The organism is Sphingorhabdus sp. Alg231-15, assembly GCF_900149705.1.
Lineage (GTDB): Bacteria > Pseudomonadota > Alphaproteobacteria > Sphingomonadales > Sphingomonadaceae > Parasphingorhabdus.
The window spans coordinates 1293068-1311467 of the sequence record NZ_LT703001.1; the positions used below are offsets into that span (position 1 = coordinate 1293068).

Consider the following 18400-nt stretch of genomic DNA (forward strand, 5'->3'; position numbering starts at 1 on the left):
TCTCCTGATCTATGCCTCTTACTTAGGCGCTTTCCGCCGCATTTTCCAGTGAATCGGCGGTGTCATCTTCATTTTCTTGTGCACCATCTTCGTTAAGTTCCTGTTCCAGCGGCAATTCCTCTTCCGCCTCCATTTCCAGGCGCTCCATCGCGAGATCAACCGGATCAAGCAAACCGGCGGCTTTCAGGTCATCTATGCCCGGCAATTCCTTGCGGCTTTGTAGACCGAAATGGGTTAGAAATTCGGCTGTCGTCGCATAGATAAGCGGCCTTCCCGGAACTTCGCGGCGCCCTGTCGGACGGACCCAACCCGCCTCCATCAACACGTCAAGCGTGCCTTTTGCCACCTGAACGCCCCTGATTGCTTCGATTTCTGCCCGGCTAACTGGTTCGTGATACGCGATAATCGCCAGTGTTTCCATGCCCGCACGGCTCAATTTACGCAGTTCCGCACGTTCTCGGCGCAGCAAGTGAGACAAGTCGTGGGCCGTCTGGAAATGCCAGCGATCACCGGTTTCCATCAGCGCTATGCCGCGCCCGGAATAGTCATTCTGCAATTGATTAAGCGCTGCGCGAATATCAACCTCGTCACCAACATAGAGTTTGATATCGGCAATTGTCATCGGATTATCCGACGCAAAAAGGGTCGCTTCCACGGCCCGCGTGCCTTCGTCCATCGCCGCATATCCCAATTCACGTTCTTGACCCATGATCAGATCCCGATCATCTTCCACTGGCTTATCCATCACTATTTGCTTTCAACTTTAACGGTGCAAAACTCTCATCCTGACTGAGTATCAATTTCCCCTGTCGCGCCAATTCCAATGCAGCGACAAAACTGGATGCGAGAGCCGATTTCCGCAATTGCGGCGGTGCTCCAGGTGGCAGAAAATCCCTGATATCCGTCCAGTCAATCGCTTCGCCGAGCATCAACGAAACCCGCGCCAACGCGTCTTCCAGCGTCATCACCATCCGCTGCTTTACAATATGTACTGGCGGAATATTCCGTAGTTTAACCCGGCCATAAGCGGAAATCAGGTCGTAATATTCGGCTTGCCAATGCCGGTTTTTCACTACGCGCAAACCTTCCGGTGCCCCGCGGGCGAAAACATCGCGGCCGATCCGATCACGGGCGAGCAATCTTGCCCCCGCCTCACGCATGGCATTGAGCCGCTCCAAGCGCATTTGCAGGCGCAGCGCCAATTCTTCCGGCGACGGATCAACTTCCGGATCCTTGGGTAGCAGCAAGCCCGACTTTAGATAAGTGAGCCACGCAGCCATCACCAGATAATCCGCTGCCAGTTCCAGTTTCAAACTCTGCGCGTCGGCAATATATTTCAGATATTGCTGGACCAGCTCCAGGATCGAGATCTCCCGCAGATCAACTTTCTGATTGCGCGCCAGAGCAAGCAAAAGATCGAGCGGCCCTTCCCAGCCGTCGATATTGAGCGTCAGTGACGTGTCTTCGTCCGCAGACGCCGGTGGAAAGAAAAAGCTCTCGGGTTCTTCGTCTGCCATCAAGCCGCCGCCAACAGGGAATCGCGGCGAGACAAGAGATCCGCCAATTCAACCGGTTCAGCGGCCGCGTCCAGGGTCGCCATCCCATCATCCAGTCGTTTTCGGGACAAATCGCTAATCTCCCCGAGCAGCTCGGCAATACCGATCATCTCGTCCATCCTGCCCCAGCAATTCAGAGCAATATCGCAGCCAGCCGCAACCACGTCGCGAGCGCGTTCCGGCACTTCGCCCTTCAACGCCTTCATGTCGAGATCATCGGAAAATAGCAGCCCGTCAAAGCCGATTTCTCCACGAATGATATTCTCGATGACCGTCGGTGACAGGCTAGCGCAGCGCTCTGCATCCCAAGCGGTGTATACGATATGGGCGGTCATACCCATGGGCGCGCCGGACAAGGCGCGAAAGGGCGCGATATCGCTTTCCAGTTCCTCTGCAGACGCAGATACTTTGGGCAATTCCATATGGCTGTCGACCACGGCCCGACCGTGCCCCGGCATATGTTTGACGACGCTCACCGCACCGCCCTTTGTCTGGCCATCAATTACCGCACGCCCCAAAGCAGCCACCTGCATCGGCTCGCTACCCATGGCGCGATTGCCAATGGCATCGACTGTTTCGGGCTGTCTGACATCGAGCAACGGCAGGCAATTTACGGTTATTCCGACTTCACGAAGGCTTTCGGCAATGGCCTGCGCATTGAGCCGTGCCGCTTCAATTGCCGTTGCCGGTGCAATAGCATAGAGCTTGTCGAAAACTTCGCCGGATGGGAATTTGGGCCACACCGGTTCCTGCATCCGGGCCACGCGCCCGCCTTCCTGATCGATCAGGATCGCCAGATTTTCACGGCCGTGGAGAACGCGCAGCTCGTCAGTAAGCGCACGCAATTGCTCTTTGCTTTCTACATTGCGGCCGAAAATAATATATCCGGCAGGGTCGCTTTCCTTGAAAAACGCTTTTTCATCAGCCGTCAGGCGCAATCCCGACATACCAAAAACTACCGGCTTCATGATCCAACTATACCCAATTCCGCATAAAATACCATCTTGATATCATGCGTTGGATTGGCAGACCGGTAAAGCGGAAAGCGCCGTTATCCACAGCGCTTCCCCGATTATTACTGTTTTTAGAACCTTATTGCGGGACGACGATGCAGCTTTCTCCAGCTGCTTTCAGGCCATTACAGACCCTCTGGGCCGCAGCGACATCGGCAGCCACCGCGTTGAGGCGATAGATTGTGCTGCCTTCTACTGTTCCTGGAACAATCTTCTTCGGCAATGCGCCAATATCAGCAAAGCGCCGGGAAAAGCCCGACCATGCACGGTCGGCCTGCCCTGCGGTGCTAAATGCACCAAGCTGGATCATCGCGCTGCCCGGTGCAGATGGAGCAACCGGTGCGGCTTTCTTGATCGGCGCTTCGAGCGGAGCAGCTGTGCCCAATTTGCCTGGTGTTTCCTGTCCTTGAGACGCGGCAAAGCTCGCATCACCTTCGCCCTCAAACTGCCTCGCCTGCGGATCATCGGGGCGCACTTTATAGTCGCCCTCCTGTGCAGCGATCAATGTACCATCGCCGCTCAGTCCGCCTGCGTCGCGGTTCTGCATCCAATAAATACCACCCACAATCGCGGCCAGCAAAGCTATGCCCAAGCCGACAAATATGGCGACGCGAATGGGAGAATATTCATCCTCACCATCATAATCTTCAGCAGATTCAAGCCATGGCAGACGATTGTCATCGTCCAGATCCAGACTATCGCTATTCACATCAGACATATTCAAACCCCACAGTAATTCTCAAACGCTCACATCTTGTCAGCGGCGCTAACCCCCATCAGCGCGAGACCGTTCTTAATTACTTGCCCTAAATATTTAGCTAAGAAAAGCCTAGCCGATGTCATTGCAGGGTCATTAATCATCAGGATCCGCATTTCTGGCCGGTCATTACCCATATTCCAGAAGGCGTGGAACGCCGCTGCGAGGTCATTGAGGTAGAAGGCGACCCGGTGGGGCTCGCGGTTCGCCGCTGCCGATTCGACGATTCGCGGGAATTGTGCCGCCTGCTTGATCAGATCGAGCTCTTCGGCGCCGAGCCTATCAAGATGATCCGCAGAAGGTTGAATATTTTCGTCCGCCGCCTTGCGCAGAGTCGATTGGATCCGGGCATGGGCATATTGGACATAGAATACCGGGTTATCCCGAGATGCTTCCGTTACCTTGGCAAAATCAAAGTCCATCTGCGCATCGGCCTTACGGGTCAGCATGGTGAAGCGGACGGCATCCTTGCCGACTTCCTCAACCATATCAGCAATGGTGACGAAATTGCCTGAACGTTTGGACATTTTCTCGGGCTCGCCGTTGCGCAGCAACCGCACCATCTGCACCAGCTTCACGTCAAATTTCGTCTTACCCTCGGTCAGCGCAGCAACCGCCGCCTTGATCCTTTTCACCGTACCGGAGTGATCCGCACCCCAGATATCGATCAACTCATCGGCCTTCTGGGCTTTCTGGAAATGATAGGCGAGATCGCCGCCAAAATAGGTCCAGCGACCATTGGACTTTTTGATCGGGCGATCCTGATCATCGCCAAATTGGGTAGACCGGAATAATGGCAGTTCGACGGCCTCCCAGTCATCAATCGTCTTGCCCTTGGGCTTTTCAAGTACGCCATCATAAACGAGATCGCGTGACCGCAATTCGGCTTCGGCAGCATCCGCCTTGCCCGCTTCATGCAGTTCCGCTTCAGACGAGAAGACGTCATGTTTGATACCCAGTAGAGCGAGATCGCTCCGGATCATGTCCATCATGCCAGCCACTGCCGCTTTGCGGAAAACCGGAAGCCATTCATCAAACGGCGCATCGACATATTTATCGCCATATTGCTGCGCCAGGGCCCAGCCGACAGGTTTCAGATACTCGCCGGGATAAAGCCCTTCGGGAATTGCCAAAATCGTTTCGCCAAGCGCCTCACGATAACGAATATGGACGGATTCGGCGAGAATATCGACCTGCGCGCCAGCATCATTGACATAATATTCGCGGATCACCTTATGCCCGATAAACTCGAGCAAATCGGCCAGCGCATCGCCAACTACCGCCCCGCGGCAATGGCCCATATGCATCGGGCCGGTTGGATTGGCAGAAACATATTCAACATTGACGGTAACGCCCTGCCCCTTGCTGGAACGGCCATAGTCCGGACCCAGGATCTCTATTTCCTTGAGTTCAGCGATAAGAACCGCATCACTCACCCGGAGATTGATAAATCCCGGACCGGCCATTTCTGCCGTTTGGACGTCATCCAGCGCAACCAGTTTTTCAACAATCTTTTGTGCCAGATCGCGCGGCTTTTCGCCGGCCGCCTTGGACAACACCATTGCCGCATTGGTTGACAGATCGCCATGGGACGGATCGCGCGGCGGTTCCAAAGTGACGTTTTTGCGATCCAGATCAGCGGGCAGATCACCGCTTGCGACCAGATCATCAAGTGCTTTTTCAATATGGTGCTGAAAAATGTCGAACAGCATGGTTTTACCCCAATTTTCAATAGATTATCGCGCCCGAACGTGCCGAGCCAGAAACAACATGTAACCTAGAGTTTTATCGGGTCGCGTTATATTGCAGCTGTTCCGGTGTCAGCTGAAACCCGATCAAAAGCTCAAAGGTAGAACGCGCTACGGCTGCACGCACCGCCGGATCCGCGAGCGGATCCAGGGCCGCATCTGGATCCCCAGGTTTTCTGCGGCGCGTAATCTTTTCAATGACATCTTCCGGCAAACGCGCTGCAGCGGCATCAACATAGGAACCCGCCTTGCCAGATGCCGTGGCACGATATTGTCCGTCAGCAAAAGTTAGCGTGATGTTTTTGATCCGCTTGGCAACAACGGCGGTACCGCCCTGCACCACGGTTGAGAAATAGGGTATCGTTACCGTACGGGCACCATTGGGGCGAGAGCGCAGGGCATATACGTCAAATGTTGCCTCTGTATAGATGCGCGCTCCCTCACTGTTACAGGTCGAGCGGACATTGGTGATATTCGCAACGACATCAATCGCACTTGCATCTGTACTGCCAACGGGATCAAATACGGTAATGTCACCGGTATAATCAGGAACGGCGACAGCAGGACAGCCACTTCTAGTGACACTAACACCGACACCAGAGCTCACATCGAGGGCTCCATCCTGTGCGCAGCCCGCCAGAGCCAAAACCGTTCCACCCGTCAATAGCAGCTTATTGAAACGCCCTTTGAGTATCATGCTTATTCCTTGTCCTTAATCCCGTTTCGTACAGATATGATCTGCGTCCTTGTTCAGGGTTTGGAAACCCTTATCTATGCCTTTAGAAGGGCGCAACCATCCATAGGATGAACAGACAGGCTTTTCGCCGCCTCCGTTTTTCACTAAGGCTTTGATTATGAATCACCCAATATCAGAAAAACCCCGCATTAGCTTGCTTGTAGCCGCCCCGCGCGGCTTCTGCGCAGGTGTTGACCGGGCGATAAAAATTGTCGAACTGGCAATCGAAAAATATGGTCCGCCGGTCTATGTGCGTCATGAAATTGTTCATAATCGCTATGTTGTTGACGAATTGAAGAAACTGGGCGCGGTTTTTGTAGAGGAACTGGATGAAGTGCCAGACGGCGTTCCGGTGGTCTTTTCCGCTCATGGTGTTCCCAAGGCCGTTCCTCATAAAGCTGAAGAGCGAGGACTCGAATATCTGGATGCGACTTGCCCGCTGGTTTCGAAAGTCCATCGCCAGGCCGAACGCCAGGTTGAGGCGGGACGGCATATTATTTTTGTCGGCCATGAAAATCATCCCGAAGTGATCGGCACTTTTGGCCAGGTTGATGAAGGCATGATGACGCTGGTTGAAACCGTTGACGATGTCGCTGCACTCAATCCCGAAGAACCCGAAAAGCTGTCGTTTCTGACGCAAACGACATTGTCGGTCGATGATACAAGGGCGATTGTTGAAGCTCTGCAAAAACGATTCCCTTCTATTGTCGGGCCAAAGGGTGAGGATATCTGCTACGCAACCTCCAATCGGCAGGACGCTGTAAAGAGCATCGCCAAGTCCTGCGATCTGGTGTTGGTCATTGGCGCCCCGAATAGTTCCAACAGCCTTCGCCTCGTCGAGGTTGCAGAGCGTGAAGGAACCAAATCCTATCTAATCCAGCGGGCGGACGAGATTGATTTCGACTGGATCAAGGGCGTCGACACGCTCGGCCTGACCGCAGGCGCTTCGGCACCTGAAATATTGGTACGAGAGGTGGTCACCCGCCTCGAGGAACATTATACCGTTGAGGAACAGAAAATTAAAACCGCGGACGAACGCATGGTTTTCAAACTGCCGCGCGGGCTCGAAACTGCCTGATGGCCGTCTATACCAAGGTTAGTGCCGAAGAGATTGATGTTTTTTTGACCCGCTTCGATGTTGGCACACTTGTGTCCGCAAAAGGCATTGCCGAGGGGGTTGAGAATAGCAATTATCTGGTGGAGACAACCCGCGATCGTTTCATTCTGACTCTATATGAAAAGCGGGTCGATCCTGATGACCTGCCGTTTTTCATTGCAATGCTGGACCATCTGGCGGCCAAGGGCTGCTCTGTACCTCCTATGATCGCTGATCGGACCGGCGCCAAAATACAACAGCTTTGCGGACGATCTGCCTGTCTGATCAAATTTCTGCCAGGCATTTCGGTGACCATGCCAACGCCGAACCAGGCCAAGGCAACCGGGCAGGCATTGGGCCAAATGCATGATGCGTTGCAGGATTTCCCCGGCGAACGGCGCAACAGTATGAATCATGATACCTGGCGCAGCCTGGCTCTCGACTGCGGGCGCGATGGGCTCGATGCGATTGCTGCGGGTTTATATGAACAGGTTGAGGCAGAGCTTGACCATCTGGATGCCCATTGGCCCGATGGATTGTCCAAATCCGTCATCCATGCCGATTTGTTTCCGGACAACGTGCTTATGCTGGATGATCACGTCACTGGCCTGATCGACTTCTATTTTTCCTGCACCGACATTCGCGCCTATGACGTTGCCATTACCCACGCCGCCTGGTGTTTTTCAGAGGATGGGCTGGCGTTTGATAGCGATACCTCCACCGCGTTGATGGAAGGCTATGAAAAAGCATTCCATCTGACCCCAGACGAGCGTACTGCCTTGCCTTTGCTGGCGCGGGGCGCGGCGCTCCGGTTCCTGCTAACCCGGGCCTATGACTGGATCAATACACCGGCCGACGCACTGGTGACGCGCAAAGACCCGACCGCTTTTCTCAATCGTCTGAAATATTATCAGGCCAATCCGGATTTATTTAACGCATGAGTTCCTTGTCCTACGTTGAAATCGCCACCGATGGCGCATGTAAAGGCAATCCCGGTCCGGGCGGCTGGGGTGCGTTGATACGCCATGGCAAGACCGAAAAAGAGATTTCCGGTGGTGAACTGGAAACGACAAATAACCGAATGGAATTGCGCGCGGCGATCGAAGCACTCAACGCGCTGAAGCGGCCTTGCAAGGTCAAGCTGTCGATCGACAGCACCTATGTCAAAGACGGCATCACCAAATGGGTGTTTAACTGGCAAAAAAACGGCTGGCGCACAGCGGCGAAGAAACCGGTTAAAAATGCGGATCTCTGGCAGCAACTGGTTGAGGCGGTTGAGCGCCACGATATCGAATGGCACTGGGTCAAGGGCCATGCTGGCGATGCCGACAATGAACGGGCAGATACGCTGGCAAGCGACGCGGCGATGAATGTCGCGGCTGGTCGATAAATCAATATGCGTTATCCCGTCATAAACCGGGATAACGCTTTATCTTGTAGATCAGTTGGGTCCGTTAGCTATTGTCTTCAACATCAGCTTTGGGACCATTTTTGATGATGGAAGCAATCGCATTTTTGGCGCTGGATTTGCTTTTATAACCTTCGGTCGAGAACATGATCTCGCTATTATGTTTGAAGCGAACCCGAAACTCACCCTTCTTATCTTTATAAATTTCAAATTTGTGCGCCATAATACCGCTCTCCTTTTACACCTTTATCGGTCCCCATCGGACAAAGGATTTATTGCGCCTTAAGAGCCTGAACGCAATGCCAAATTTTTCAGGCCATCATCACGGCAAATCGGGAGGGGGTATATAGAGCCGCATCAAGATGCTGAACCGAAGGTTCCCGCTCGACATTCAGAAATATCGACTTGGCCAGTTTAGCCGCCGCCGGGGCGGTCTGGATGCCAAAGCCGCCCTGCCCCGCAAACCAGAAGAAATCTGGCTGCTGCGGATCATGTCCGTAAATCGGCAATCGATCTGGCGCAAAGCTGCGCAGACCAGCCCATTTGCGATTCACGCTCTGAACTTCCACATCCATTATCGACTGAAATCGGTCGATAGCGATCGCAACGTCCCATTCCTCCGGTGCAACGTCGCTCGCAGGAACCGGGGTTTCGTCATGCGGGCTTAGCCAGAAGCTGCCACCAGCTTCAGGCTTGAAATAGAACGCACCGTCCAGCGCCACCACCAGCGGCATATCTGGTGAAGAAGGAGGATCGGTGCGCAACTGGATCATGGTCCGACGCATGGGCTGTATCTCTATCGGAAGGGCACCGGCGAGATTTCCAATTTCGGTTGCCCAGGCGCCAGCCGCATTAATAATCGTTGATGCGTGAACCGTGCCACCACCACTTTGAATCACCCACCCCTCATCAACATGCGCCAATGTTTCCACACGGGCGCTACATAGAAGAGTCGCGCCTTTGCGTTTGGCATCCCGCAAATAGGCCATATGCAGAGCCGCCACATCGATATCGCAGCAATCCGGCTCGAAGACAGCCTGCGTCCAACCCGGCTTTATATCGGGAACCGCTTGCATTATATCATCGGTGTTCCAGGGCACCATAGTGACCCCGCTATCCGCAAACTCATTCACGAACCGGTCCAGAAGATGCTTCTGGTCCGACCGGCCAATATTGATCGCGCAACGCTTTTTCAAAAAACTGGTTTCGGAAAAAGCGGCATCGGGCGCATTGAGGAAATCAAACGATGCTGTCGTCAGCGGCTGCACAAGGGGTCCGCCATAGCTTTCTGTCCAAAATGCCGCTGAACGTCCCGTGCTATGATAGCCGGGCTGATCCTCTGCTTCGAGGATGATCACTGAGCATTGATCTGCAATTTCAGAAGCAATACTTGCCCCCGCTATCCCTGCTCCAATTATCGCGACATCATATTGGCTCATGCCTAACCCGTGCTCATGCTGCTGGTGCAACTCTATCTAGAAATTCAAAGCTGGCGCGCAAGGCCGCATTGCGTACAGCATCAACCTCGCGGAAAATTTCATGAGCGCATTCCTTGCCAAACAGCTTCATCTCGGCATGCGGCAGCAAATGGACAGCTCGCTCGATTGTCGCATGATCAACCAGCTCATCAACCGCAGTTGCAAGAACAAGCATCGGTGTATCAACCGCTTCGAGATGCGCACGTTTCCTGAGTCCACGGGTAGATGAATAGGCTCTTTCCACCCAACGCCAACTTGCCGGTCCCAAGCGCACATCCGGTCGCTCTTTAAACCAGAAAAATTCATCGGAATAGCGATCTGCATCATGCGTAAGTAAACCCTGCCGCAACACTTCGGGTTCGAGTGGCTTCTCACTGACTTTCCAGGCGCGGCGTTTTTCCCGGCCGAAGGAACAGATTATCTTGGACAGGATATGAGCGGTCCACTCGGGCATGCCGCCGCCCGCTGGCGCCAGCATCGGCGCGGATAATATGGCAGCATCGGGATGAATGCGCTGTTCGGCAAGCGCGCGAGCTACCAGATGACCACCCATGCTATGACCGATGATAACATGAGGGCCGCTATGGTCCTCCCGCCAATGCTTGAAAAAAGCGCTGAGATCATCAATCCATGTTGCAAAATCATCGATATGCCCAACATGGGGATGCGGCCCGCAGCGACCGGAACCGCCCTGCCCTCGCCAATCAGGTGACGTGACATTCCATCCGGCTGCGTGAAAATCGCTAAATGTCTCCAGATATTTTTCGTAAAAATCGGCCCGTCCGGTCATGAACAAGATCGAACCGCGATTTTTCTTGCGGCGCTGCTTCCACTCGAACTGCCGCATTGCCCATCCATCAGGCGCATGCCAGACCAGCTCTTCAGCGTCTTTGGGAATGGATCGTCGATCAAATAGAGATGGCGTGGATCGACTCAAAAATGGGCTCCGGTCATCATGGTTACTATTTGGTAAGGCATTTTTCTTAAAGCTGTTTCCCATGAACGGGGAACAACTCATCTACTTGCTCTGGGGCGGCTTGGCAATTGCACTGATCGTGGCTGCAATTACCGATATCAAGAGTCGTCACATTTCCAATAAACTGAATCTGGCCATTGCATTGGGCGCGCCCGTGTTCTGGATCGCCAGTGATATGGCTTTCTGGCCCGACATGGTGTGGCAAATTGGCATCGCTACGGTCGTGTTTACCATATTTGCCGGAATGTTCGCGATTGGTGCGATGGGCGGCGGGGATGTAAAACTCCTTACAGCCATTGCGTTGTGGCTCCATTGGCTCACCTTAATTCAGATGCTGGTGATCATGTCGATCGCTGGCGGTGTGCTCACGCTGTTAATGATAACAGCTAAGAAAATCCAAAAAACTGAGGGTCCAGTAAAGGTCCCATATGGAGTTGCCATATCATTTGCAGGGCTTTGGATAATTAACGAACGATATTTTAACCATTTTACTTGAAAGAGAAATCTACCGCCAGCGGATCGTTTCAGGGTGATCGATCTGGGTGGGGCATTCAGGAGGCGTAAGACGTCATGGACAAGAAGAAACTTATTTTGCTTATCGGTGCATTGGTAGTGGCTGCGGTCACCGCCTTGCTCGCGAGGAACATGTTCACTGGTGCATCTGCACCACAGGTAGAGGCTAAGAAAGTCGAAGTGCTGGGCGAAGAAGTCCTCGTCGCTTCACGCGCTTTGCCTGTTGGTACGATCATTACGCCTGACGCCTTCAGTTTCCAGCCTTGGCCGGAAGAGCTGGTTGAAGAAGCTTATTTCGCAAAAGAAGGCACCAATATCGAGTCCCTTCATGGTACAGTTGTCCGCAACGCCATCACTGCTGGTCAGCCTCTCACAAAGGGCGCTATTGTTAGCCCTGGTGATCGCGGCTTTCTTGCCGCTGCGCTTGGCCCTGGCATGCGTGCGGTTACCATTCCAGTTTCCGGACTGACCGGCGTCGCCGGATTTGTATTTCCAGGTGACCGCGTCGATCTGATGCTCACCCAGTCGGTTAAAGGCGACGGTCCAGAATTGAAAGTGTCCGAGACGGTCATTCGCAATGTTCGTGTGCTGGCCACCGATAACCGGGTTCGTCAGTCCACCAACGACAAAGGTCAGGCGATAGCCAAAAAAGCAAAACTGGTTACGCTTGAAGCAACGCCGAAAATCGCTGAGAAAATTGCTGTAGCCCAGACCTTGGGTACGATCAGCCTGTCTCTGCGTTCGCTTGCCGATAGCGCTGCCGAGCTGGAAGAAGCCATTGCCTCCGGCGAGGTAAAATTGCCCAAGACTGATGATCCTGCAGAAGAAGCTGCTCTGATCAAATCTCTGGCAACCCGGCCGAACGCCAAGAAGTCAACTTATTCAACCGGTGGCGAAGTGTCACGCTTTGAAGCGCGCACCCCTCCACCGCTTGCAAAAGAAGAGATTCCCGCCGGACCAAAAGTCCGGGTGGCACGCGGCAAAACCGTTCGCGAAGTTCAGTTTGGAGACAAATAATGTCCACGCAATATCTAAAGAACAATCGCTCGATGAAAACCGCATCAAGCAAGAAGATGATGGGGTCAGCAGTCGCTGCTGTGCTTGCACTGGCAGTTACCGCGAATAGCGCAACGCCGCTAAACGCACAGTCGGTCAACATCACTGATCCGCAGTCCCGTATCTCGGTTGCTGTCGGCCGTGGCAAGCTGATCACGCTGCCTGCACCAATTGAAGATATCTTCATTGCCGAAGACAATATTGCAGATGTGCAAGTGCGTTCACAACGCCAACTCTATATTTTTGGCAAGTCAGGTGGACAAACCAGCTTCTATGCGACCAGCCGCTCGGGCAAAGTTGTATATTCTGCTGAAGTCTCGGTAGGGGCTGAAATTTCTTCCATCGATCAGATGCTTGGTCTTGCCATGCCCGATGCAAAAATATCGGTCAGCACAACCAACAACTTTGTTCTGCTAACCGGAACAATCGCTGATCCGGATGATGCGGAAGAGGCAGAGAACCTGGTACAGGCTTATGTCGGCAATGACACTCGGGTGGTCAGTCGCCTGAAAACAGCAACGCCCATGCAGGTTAACCTGAAGGTCCGCTTTGCCGAAGTCAGCCGTTCGCTGGCTAAGAATATCAACGGCAACGTTCTGACCCGCGACAATACCGGAGGTTTCCTCTTCGGTGTAGCACGCGGCCGGAATTTTGGTTCGATTACAGATTTCGATACATCCGGTTTTCCGACTTTGGATGCATCTAACCTGTTCGGACTTCCAGCTGGCTCAATCTCCCTGCCGTTCAACACGGCGACCGGTCAGTTCGTGACCCAGGGTGGTACCGCTTTTAATTTCAATCAGGCAACCGGACTGGATACGATCACAGCCGCAGGGCGTCTGTTCGGTTTGGACATTGCAACCGCACTGGATGTATCGGAACGTGTAGGTCTCGCGACAACGCTTGCGTCACCTAATCTCACGACAATTTCCGGCGAAACCGCAACATTTCTTGCCGGTGGACGTTTTCCTATCCCGGTATCAACCGGATTGGGTGATGTCAGCGTAACCTATCAGGATTTTGGTGTTAGCCTTTCTTATACGCCAACTGTTTTATCCAACGGACGGATCTCGATCCGCGTCAAGCCGAGCGTTTCGGAGATTTCCTCTAACGGTGCGGTACGGATTAATGGCTTTGAAATTCCGGCCATTTCCACCCGTGAAGCGGAAACAACTGTTGAATTGGGTTCTGGCGAGAGCTTCATGATCGCTGGACTGATGCAAAACACCTATAACTCGGCGATCGATAAGACGCCGGGGCTGGCTGATGTCCCCGTTCTTGGCAATCTGTTCAAATCAGACGGATATCGCAAAAACGAGACCGAGCTGATGATTGTGGTGACACCTTATCTGGTCAAACCGGTGAACGATAGCGACATTGTCCTACCCACCGATGGCTTCAAACAAGCCAATGATTTTGAGCGGGTCATTATGAACCGGCACAGTTCAACCGGTGAAGGCGATCGTCCGAAACCTTCGGTAGCACCGCCGGTAAACAGCGGCCCAGCTCTTGGTAGCTTGACTGCACCAAAGGTGAGTAAATCCGCCAAAAAATCCAAGAAATCTGGTGGCGCTGCTCCCGGTTTCAGTTTTGACAAATAGTCCGTTTGAGGAGAATACATCATGCGTTTTGTTTCTATAGCCGTTGTAACCGCTCTCGGATTGTCTGTCGCAGCCTGCGGCAGCAACACAGCCAACCGCAGTGTGAATAGCGAGCGGCAGCCGGTTGTGACTCGGTCCCACTTTGTTCTGGACGTCAATACGGCCGGGTCGGGATCGCTGCCTTCTGGTGAACTTCGCCGCCTTGCTGGCTGGTTTGATGCGCTCGAGCTTGGTTACGGTGACCGTATCGCAATCGACGATCCAAACTTCAACGGCGGAGCCTCGGCTCGCGGCGCTGTCGAAGCCTTGGCGGCACAAAAAGGATTGCTGATCAGTGAAATCGCTCCGGTTACCGAGGGTGAAATTCCAAGCGGTACAATGCGTGTCGTTGTATCGCGGTCTACTGCAAGCGTTCCCGGTTGTCCTGACTGGAGCAATCGCAGCCATACCGATTTTCAGGCTCGGACGAGCGAGAATTATGGTTGTGGTGTGAACAGCACGATGGCCGCCATGATCGCGGATCCCGAAGATCTCGTACGCGGACAAACCCGTGACGGAGAAGATCAGGCGGAGGCATCGAAAGCCATCCGCGCCTATCGTAACAAAGCCAAACAAGCTGGAGGCCTATAATGAACGCTCCCTGGAAACCCGGTGCCGTGAATGGGCGTGACCCTTTTTCCGCATTCGTTTGCGACGATGACACACTCGATCTGCTGCGCCCTGTCGTAGAAGAATTGGGTTGGCCAACTGACAAATGTCACAAAGGTGGACTGCGTAATGCAGTGCAATCGCTTTCGGTTGCCGCGAGCCCCAACATCTTGATGGTCGATCTGTCAGAATCAGGTGACCCGCTGGCTGACATTAACTCACTGGCCGAGGTTTGCGAGCCAGGTACAGTGGTTATCGCCATGGGCCAGGTCAACGATGTCCGCCTCTATCGCGATTTGATTGTCAGTGGCCTGCAAGACTATTTGCTGAAACCATTCAGCCCAGAACAGCTGCGCGATGTATTGAGCCAGGCTCAGGCAACTCTGAACGCACCGAAAGCAGAAGATGCGGGCAGTGAAAAGCCACATGTTTCTACAGCGGTAATCGGAACCCGCGGCGGTGTAGGCGCATCGACCATTGCGACATCACTGGCATGGTTGCTGAGCAACGAGAAGGAGCGGTTGACCGCGCTTCTTGACCTCGACGTTCATTTTGGCACCGGTGCCTTGGCACTTGACCTTGAACCAGGTCGCGGCCTGACCGACGCCATCGACAATCCAAGCCGGATTGACGGTTTGTTTATCGAACGCGCTATGATCAAGGCGAATGAAAAGCTTTCCCTGCTCTCTGCGGAAGCGCCTATTAATTCACCGATGATGACGGATGGTACGGCATTTTTCCAGCTACAGGAAGAATTCCGCGCTGCCTTTGAATGCACCATTATTGATTTGCCGCGCGAAATGCTGATCAACTATCCGCATCTGCTTGGCGATGTGAACGCAACCGTGATCGTTACGGAACTGACCTTGGCTTCAGCGCGCGATGCGATCCGCTTGCTGTCATGGCTGAAATCCCATGCGGCACAAAGCAAGGTGATTGTGGTTGCCAACAAGGTGCAGTCTGGTGGATTGGAAATTTCCCGGCAGGATTTTGAGAACTCGATTGAACGCAAAATCGATATCATGATCCCGTCTGACCCGAAGGCAGCAGCTCATGCCGCCAAATTGGGTCAAGCCTTTGTCGAAGCCGGAAAATCCAGCAAGGCAACCAGCAAAATCGTTGACTTGGCCGAACATGTTCTCGGAACTGTGGAAGCCGAAGGCGACGAAAGTGAAGAGAAAGCCAAAGGGTCCTTGATGGACAAATTTGGTGGCGTGAAATCACTCCTCTCTTCGAAGAAAAAGAAAGAGGGCGAGTCATCCGCATCGTGATGCACCGCCTGTTTCTTTCTAATATGCAAGGACGCAACCAATGGATTTGATTCAAACCGCCATCCTTGGCGCCGGAATATTGGTCTTCCTGATGCTTATCGTATTTGCGTTTGCGGGCCCTTCAGAGGCTACGGCGAAGGCAAAGCGTCTGGATAAAGTGCGCTTCCGTCATTCGGAAAGCACCAATGCCAAGATGGAAGAACAGATGAAAAAGGCGGTCAGTGCCCGCCGGAAAAATCATCGACCAACCGGCGAAACGCTGTCGAAAATGGACATGCTGGCCATTCGCCTGGACCGGACTGGCCGTGAATGGTCAATCAAACAGTTTTTCGCTGTCTGTGGCGGCCTTGCTGTTCTTGTGGCTGGCGGCCTTCTATTCCAGGGCGCTCCGGTGCTTCTAGGCCTCTTTGGCGGACTTGCCGTGGGAGTTGGACTGCCACATATGATCGTTGGCATTCTGATCAGTATGCGCGTCAGCAAATTTACAGCGTCTTTTCCTGATGCAATTGAACTTCTGGTTCGTGGTCTGCGGTCAGGTCTGCCCGTCACCGAGACCATTGGCGTGGTCGCCAAGGAAATTGACGGCCCTGTTGGTGAAGAATTTGCCAAGGTTGTTGACCGGATTAAAATTGGCCGGACGATGGAAGATGCGCTAGGCGAAAGCGCAAAGCGACTGGATACAGCGGAATTCAAATTTTTCTGCATCACCCTCGCGATTCAGCGGGAAACTGGTGGTAACTTGGCAGAAACACTCGCTAACCTGGCAGATGTTTTGCGTAAGCGTGGCCAGATGAAACTGAAGATCAAGGCGATGTCGTCTGAATCAAAAGCATCCGCCTATATTGTCGGTTCATTGCCATTCATCGTCTTCGGATTGGTCTACTCGGTCAACCCGTCCTATCTCGCCGGTTTCTTTTACGAGGAACGCCTGATTATCGCAGGAATTGGCGGACTGACCTGGATGAGCATTGGTGTGTTCATCATGGCCAAAATGGTCAACTTTGAAATCTAAGGGGAAGGTGTAAAGCAATGCCCGAAAGTGGTCCAACTTTACTGGGAATAGACGTCCTCTGGGTGGCAACGATCCTAGCTGGCGTTGCGTCAGTCGCCGTGATGTTTGCAATCTATGCTGCCGTCACCGTTCGCGATCCCATGGCGAAACGAGTCAAATCGCTGAATGAACGCCGCGAACAGCTCAAGGCTGGTATCACCGCCTCGACGACAAAGAAGCGTGCGAAGCTCATTCAGCAAAATGACACAACCGACCGGATGCGCGGCTTGCTGTCATCCCTCAAGGTTTTGCAGGATGATCAGCTCAAAGAATCGCAACAGAAGCTGGCCCAGGCCGGTATCCGTTCGAAAGATCTGGCTTACGCCGTTATTTTCAGCCGAATGGTGCTGCCAATCATTCTGGGAGGTGGTGCCGCTCTCGCCCTTTATGGCTTTGATTATATGCCCGACTGGACGCCGATCAAGAAATTCGCTGGCTTTGCCGGTGCCTGCATCGCGGGCTACAAAGGGGCTGATGTCTACCTTAACAACCTGATTTCCAAGCGGACCGATCTGGTCCGTAAGGGTCTACCCGATGCGATTGATTTGCTGGTGATTTGTGCTGAGGCCGGCTTGACTGTAGACGCTGCTTTTGCTCGCGTCGCCAAGGAATTGGGTGACGCCTATCCAGAACTGGCGGATGAGTTTTCGCTGACATCCATTGAGCTGGGCTTTCTGACTGAACGCCGTCAGGCATTCGAGAACCTCGCTTATCGTGTGGCGTTAGAGCATGTCAAAGGCGTGGTCACGACGATGATCCAGACGGAGAAATATGGTACACCGCTAGCATCTGCCCTGCGGGTGCTGTCGGCCGAATTCCGGAACGACCGGATGATGCGCGCTGAGGAAAAAGCGGCCCGGTTACCGGCAATCATGACGATTCCGCTAATTTTGTTCATTCTTCCAACGCTGTTTATCGTGATCCTTGGCCCAGCGGCCTGTTCGATCTCGGATACAATGTTGTAGCGAAGATCACCAATCTCAAAAACGAAAAGAGCGGCCTTCAACAGCCGCTCTTTTTTTGTCTGTAATTTCAGTCCCGTCTCAGGCGGCGGCAATATCGTCCGCAGACTGTTTGATCTTCGCAAGCATTGCGGACAATTGTCGTTGGTCATCAGCGCTCAACACGGTCATGATTTTCTTTTCCATCGCCTCTGCAGCCGGCATAATCTGGTCATAAAGATCCCGGCCAGTCTGGCTCAGCACCAAATGATGTGAGCGGCCATCGGCATTATTGGGACTGCGATCCAGCAATTCCCGGTCCACCAGTGTCTTAACGGCACGATTGACCGTCACCTTGTCCATCAAAGTGGCTTCAACAAGATGCCGCTGGGTTGAGGCACCCCGGCTACCCAGAACAGCCATAACCCGCCATTCGGGTATTTTCAGTCCGAAACGGCTCTTATATTCATTGGAAATCAGATCGCTTACCGCGTTGGACGCAGTAGATAGCTGATAAGGAATGAAATCATCAAGATTTGTGGTCATAAGTA

Annotated in this window: 20 protein-coding genes; 10 read left to right on the plus strand and 10 right to left on the minus strand. The window is 53.3% G+C overall.

The window, feature by feature from the left end:
• Positions 1-22 precede the first annotated feature (22 nt).
• The 6 genes from scpB to DG177_RS06460 form a co-directional block, all read right to left on the minus strand.
• Positions 23-676: an SMC-Scp complex subunit ScpB gene (scpB, locus tag DG177_RS06435; RefSeq protein ID WP_108812813.1), complete on the minus strand. Its 654-nt coding sequence runs from the start codon at positions 674-676 to the stop codon at positions 23-25.
• A gap of 61 nt (positions 677-737) precedes the next feature.
• Positions 738-1517 (minus strand): segregation/condensation protein A, encoded by a 780-nt coding sequence (locus DG177_RS06440; RefSeq protein ID WP_108810740.1) that lies wholly within the window; start codon positions 1515-1517, stop codon positions 738-740.
• Complete coding sequence (gene nagZ / locus DG177_RS06445; RefSeq protein WP_108810741.1) at positions 1517-2524, minus strand: beta-N-acetylhexosaminidase; 1008 nt, start codon at positions 2522-2524, stop codon at positions 1517-1519. Before nagZ ends, DG177_RS06440 begins: the two co-directional genes overlap by 1 nt.
• 124 nt (positions 2525-2648) lie before the next feature.
• Positions 2649-3287 carry an SPOR domain-containing protein gene (locus tag DG177_RS06450; protein WP_108810742.1) on the minus strand — a complete coding sequence of 213 codons (639 nt, stop codon included), beginning with the start codon at positions 3285-3287 and terminating at the stop codon, positions 2649-2651.
• A gap of 29 nt (positions 3288-3316) precedes the next feature.
• A complete protein-coding gene (argS, locus tag DG177_RS06455; RefSeq protein ID WP_108810743.1) occupies positions 3317-5038 on the minus strand; it encodes an arginine--tRNA ligase in 1722 nt (573 codons plus the stop codon).
• Positions 5039-5111: 73 nt separating this feature from the next.
• Positions 5112-5771 carry a hypothetical protein gene (locus DG177_RS06460; protein WP_108810744.1) on the minus strand — a complete coding sequence of 220 codons (660 nt, stop codon included), beginning with the start codon at positions 5769-5771 and terminating at the stop codon, positions 5112-5114.
• Between the two features lie 157 nt (positions 5772-5928).
• On the opposite strand from DG177_RS06460, the gene ispH reads away from it, so the two are divergent.
• The 3 genes from ispH to rnhA are packed head-to-tail and all read left to right on the plus strand — an operon-like array spanning position 5929 to position 8296.
• Positions 5929-6888 (plus strand): 4-hydroxy-3-methylbut-2-enyl diphosphate reductase, encoded by a 960-nt coding sequence (gene ispH, locus DG177_RS06465; RefSeq protein WP_108810745.1) that lies wholly within the window; start codon positions 5929-5931, stop codon positions 6886-6888.
• Positions 6888-7847 (plus strand): homoserine kinase, encoded by a 960-nt coding sequence (gene thrB, locus DG177_RS06470; RefSeq protein WP_108810746.1) that lies wholly within the window; start codon positions 6888-6890, stop codon positions 7845-7847. Before ispH ends, thrB begins: the two co-directional genes overlap by 1 nt.
• Positions 7844-8296 (plus strand): ribonuclease HI, encoded by a 453-nt coding sequence (gene rnhA, locus DG177_RS06475; protein ID WP_108810747.1) that lies wholly within the window; start codon positions 7844-7846, stop codon positions 8294-8296. The genes thrB and rnhA overlap by 4 nt, the downstream gene beginning before the upstream one ends.
• 64 nt (positions 8297-8360) lie before the next feature.
• On the opposite strand, the gene DG177_RS06480 is transcribed toward rnhA, so the two are convergent.
• The 3 genes from DG177_RS06480 to DG177_RS06490 all read right to left on the minus strand — a co-directional run bounded on the left by DG177_RS06480 (position 8361) and on the right by DG177_RS06490 (position 10729).
• Complete coding sequence (locus tag DG177_RS06480; protein ID WP_108810748.1) at positions 8361-8537, minus strand: DUF1508 domain-containing protein; 177 nt, start codon at positions 8535-8537, stop codon at positions 8361-8363.
• An 88-nt stretch (positions 8538-8625) separates the two neighbouring features.
• Positions 8626-9753, minus strand: a complete 1128-nt coding sequence (locus tag DG177_RS06485) for an FAD-dependent oxidoreductase (protein ID WP_108810749.1) — start codon at positions 9751-9753, stop codon at positions 8626-8628.
• Between the two features lie 13 nt (positions 9754-9766).
• Entirely contained in the window at positions 9767-10729 is a 963-nt protein-coding gene (locus DG177_RS06490) for an alpha/beta hydrolase (protein WP_337658571.1), read from the minus strand.
• Between DG177_RS06490 and DG177_RS06495 the strand changes: the two genes are divergently transcribed.
• The 7 genes from DG177_RS06495 (at position 10716) to DG177_RS06525 (ending at position 17873) form a co-directional block, all read left to right on the plus strand.
• Positions 10716-11264, plus strand: a complete 549-nt coding sequence (locus DG177_RS06495; protein WP_337658572.1) for an A24 family peptidase — start codon at positions 10716-10718, stop codon at positions 11262-11264. The two genes, DG177_RS06490 and DG177_RS06495, sit on opposite strands and share 14 nt — an antisense overlap.
• 74 nt (positions 11265-11338) lie before the next feature.
• A complete protein-coding gene (gene cpaB / locus DG177_RS06500; RefSeq protein ID WP_108810752.1) occupies positions 11339-12298 on the plus strand; it encodes a Flp pilus assembly protein CpaB in 960 nt (319 codons plus the stop codon).
• A complete protein-coding gene (locus tag DG177_RS06505; RefSeq protein WP_337658573.1) occupies positions 12298-13938 on the plus strand; it encodes a type II and III secretion system protein family protein in 1641 nt (546 codons plus the stop codon). Before cpaB ends, DG177_RS06505 begins: the two co-directional genes overlap by 1 nt.
• 21 nt (positions 13939-13959) lie before the next feature.
• Positions 13960-14568 carry a CpaD family pilus assembly lipoprotein gene (locus DG177_RS06510; protein WP_108810753.1) on the plus strand — a complete coding sequence of 203 codons (609 nt, stop codon included), beginning with the start codon at positions 13960-13962 and terminating at the stop codon, positions 14566-14568.
• A complete protein-coding gene (locus DG177_RS06515; RefSeq protein WP_108810754.1) occupies positions 14568-15857 on the plus strand; it encodes a pilus assembly protein CpaE in 1290 nt (429 codons plus the stop codon). The genes DG177_RS06510 and DG177_RS06515 overlap by 1 nt, the downstream gene beginning before the upstream one ends.
• 40 nt (positions 15858-15897) lie before the next feature.
• A complete protein-coding gene (locus tag DG177_RS06520) occupies positions 15898-16869 on the plus strand; it encodes a type II secretion system F family protein (RefSeq protein ID WP_108810755.1) in 972 nt (323 codons plus the stop codon).
• 17 nt (positions 16870-16886) lie between these two features.
• Entirely contained in the window at positions 16887-17873 is a 987-nt protein-coding gene (locus tag DG177_RS06525; RefSeq protein ID WP_108810756.1) for a type II secretion system F family protein, read from the plus strand.
• Between the two features lie 78 nt (positions 17874-17951).
• Here DG177_RS06525 and DG177_RS06530 read toward each other — a convergent pair whose 3' ends face one another.
• Complete coding sequence (locus DG177_RS06530; RefSeq protein WP_108810757.1) at positions 17952-18395, minus strand: MarR family transcriptional regulator; 444 nt, start codon at positions 18393-18395, stop codon at positions 17952-17954.
• Positions 18396-18400 lie beyond the last annotated feature (5 nt).

Excerpts from the sequence above, each read along its gene's own strand:
- DG177_RS06525 (WP_108810756.1), top strand. The coding sequence starts at position 16,887 with ATGCCCGAAAGTGGTCCAACTTTACTGGGAATAGACGTCCTCTGGGTG.
- argS (WP_108810743.1), bottom strand. The coding sequence starts at position 5,038 with ATGCTGTTCGACATTTTTCAGCACCATATTGAAAAAGCACTTGATGAT.
- cpaB (WP_108810752.1), top strand. The coding sequence starts at position 11,339 with ATGGACAAGAAGAAACTTATTTTGCTTATCGGTGCATTGGTAGTGGCT.
- DG177_RS06510 (WP_108810753.1), top strand. The coding sequence starts at position 13,960 with ATGCGTTTTGTTTCTATAGCCGTTGTAACCGCTCTCGGATTGTCTGTC.
- scpB (WP_108812813.1), bottom strand. The coding sequence starts at position 676 with ATGGACGAAGGCACGCGGGCCGTGGAAGCGACCCTTTTTGCGTCGGAT.
- rnhA (WP_108810747.1), top strand. The coding sequence starts at position 7,844 with ATGAGTTCCTTGTCCTACGTTGAAATCGCCACCGATGGCGCATGTAAA.
- DG177_RS06485 (WP_108810749.1), bottom strand. The coding sequence starts at position 9,753 with ATGAGCCAATATGATGTCGCGATAATTGGAGCAGGGATAGCGGGGGCA.
- DG177_RS06450 (WP_108810742.1), bottom strand. The coding sequence starts at position 3,287 with ATGTCTGATGTGAATAGCGATAGTCTGGATCTGGACGATGACAATCGT.
- DG177_RS06440 (WP_108810740.1), bottom strand. The coding sequence starts at position 1,517 with ATGGCAGACGAAGAACCCGAGAGCTTTTTCTTTCCACCGGCGTCTGCG.
- thrB (WP_108810746.1), top strand. The coding sequence starts at position 6,888 with ATGGCCGTCTATACCAAGGTTAGTGCCGAAGAGATTGATGTTTTTTTG.
- DG177_RS06515 (WP_108810754.1), top strand. The coding sequence starts at position 14,568 with ATGAACGCTCCCTGGAAACCCGGTGCCGTGAATGGGCGTGACCCTTTT.
- DG177_RS06530 (WP_108810757.1), bottom strand. The coding sequence starts at position 18,395 with ATGACCACAAATCTTGATGATTTCATTCCTTATCAGCTATCTACTGCG.
- DG177_RS06505 (WP_337658573.1), top strand. The coding sequence starts at position 12,298 with ATGTCCACGCAATATCTAAAGAACAATCGCTCGATGAAAACCGCATCA.
- ispH (WP_108810745.1), top strand. The coding sequence starts at position 5,929 with ATGAATCACCCAATATCAGAAAAACCCCGCATTAGCTTGCTTGTAGCC.
- nagZ (WP_108810741.1), bottom strand. The coding sequence starts at position 2,524 with ATGAAGCCGGTAGTTTTTGGTATGTCGGGATTGCGCCTGACGGCTGAT.
- DG177_RS06480 (WP_108810748.1), bottom strand. The coding sequence starts at position 8,537 with ATGGCGCACAAATTTGAAATTTATAAAGATAAGAAGGGTGAGTTTCGG.
- DG177_RS06520 (WP_108810755.1), top strand. The coding sequence starts at position 15,898 with ATGGATTTGATTCAAACCGCCATCCTTGGCGCCGGAATATTGGTCTTC.
- DG177_RS06460 (WP_108810744.1), bottom strand. The coding sequence starts at position 5,771 with ATGATACTCAAAGGGCGTTTCAATAAGCTGCTATTGACGGGTGGAACG.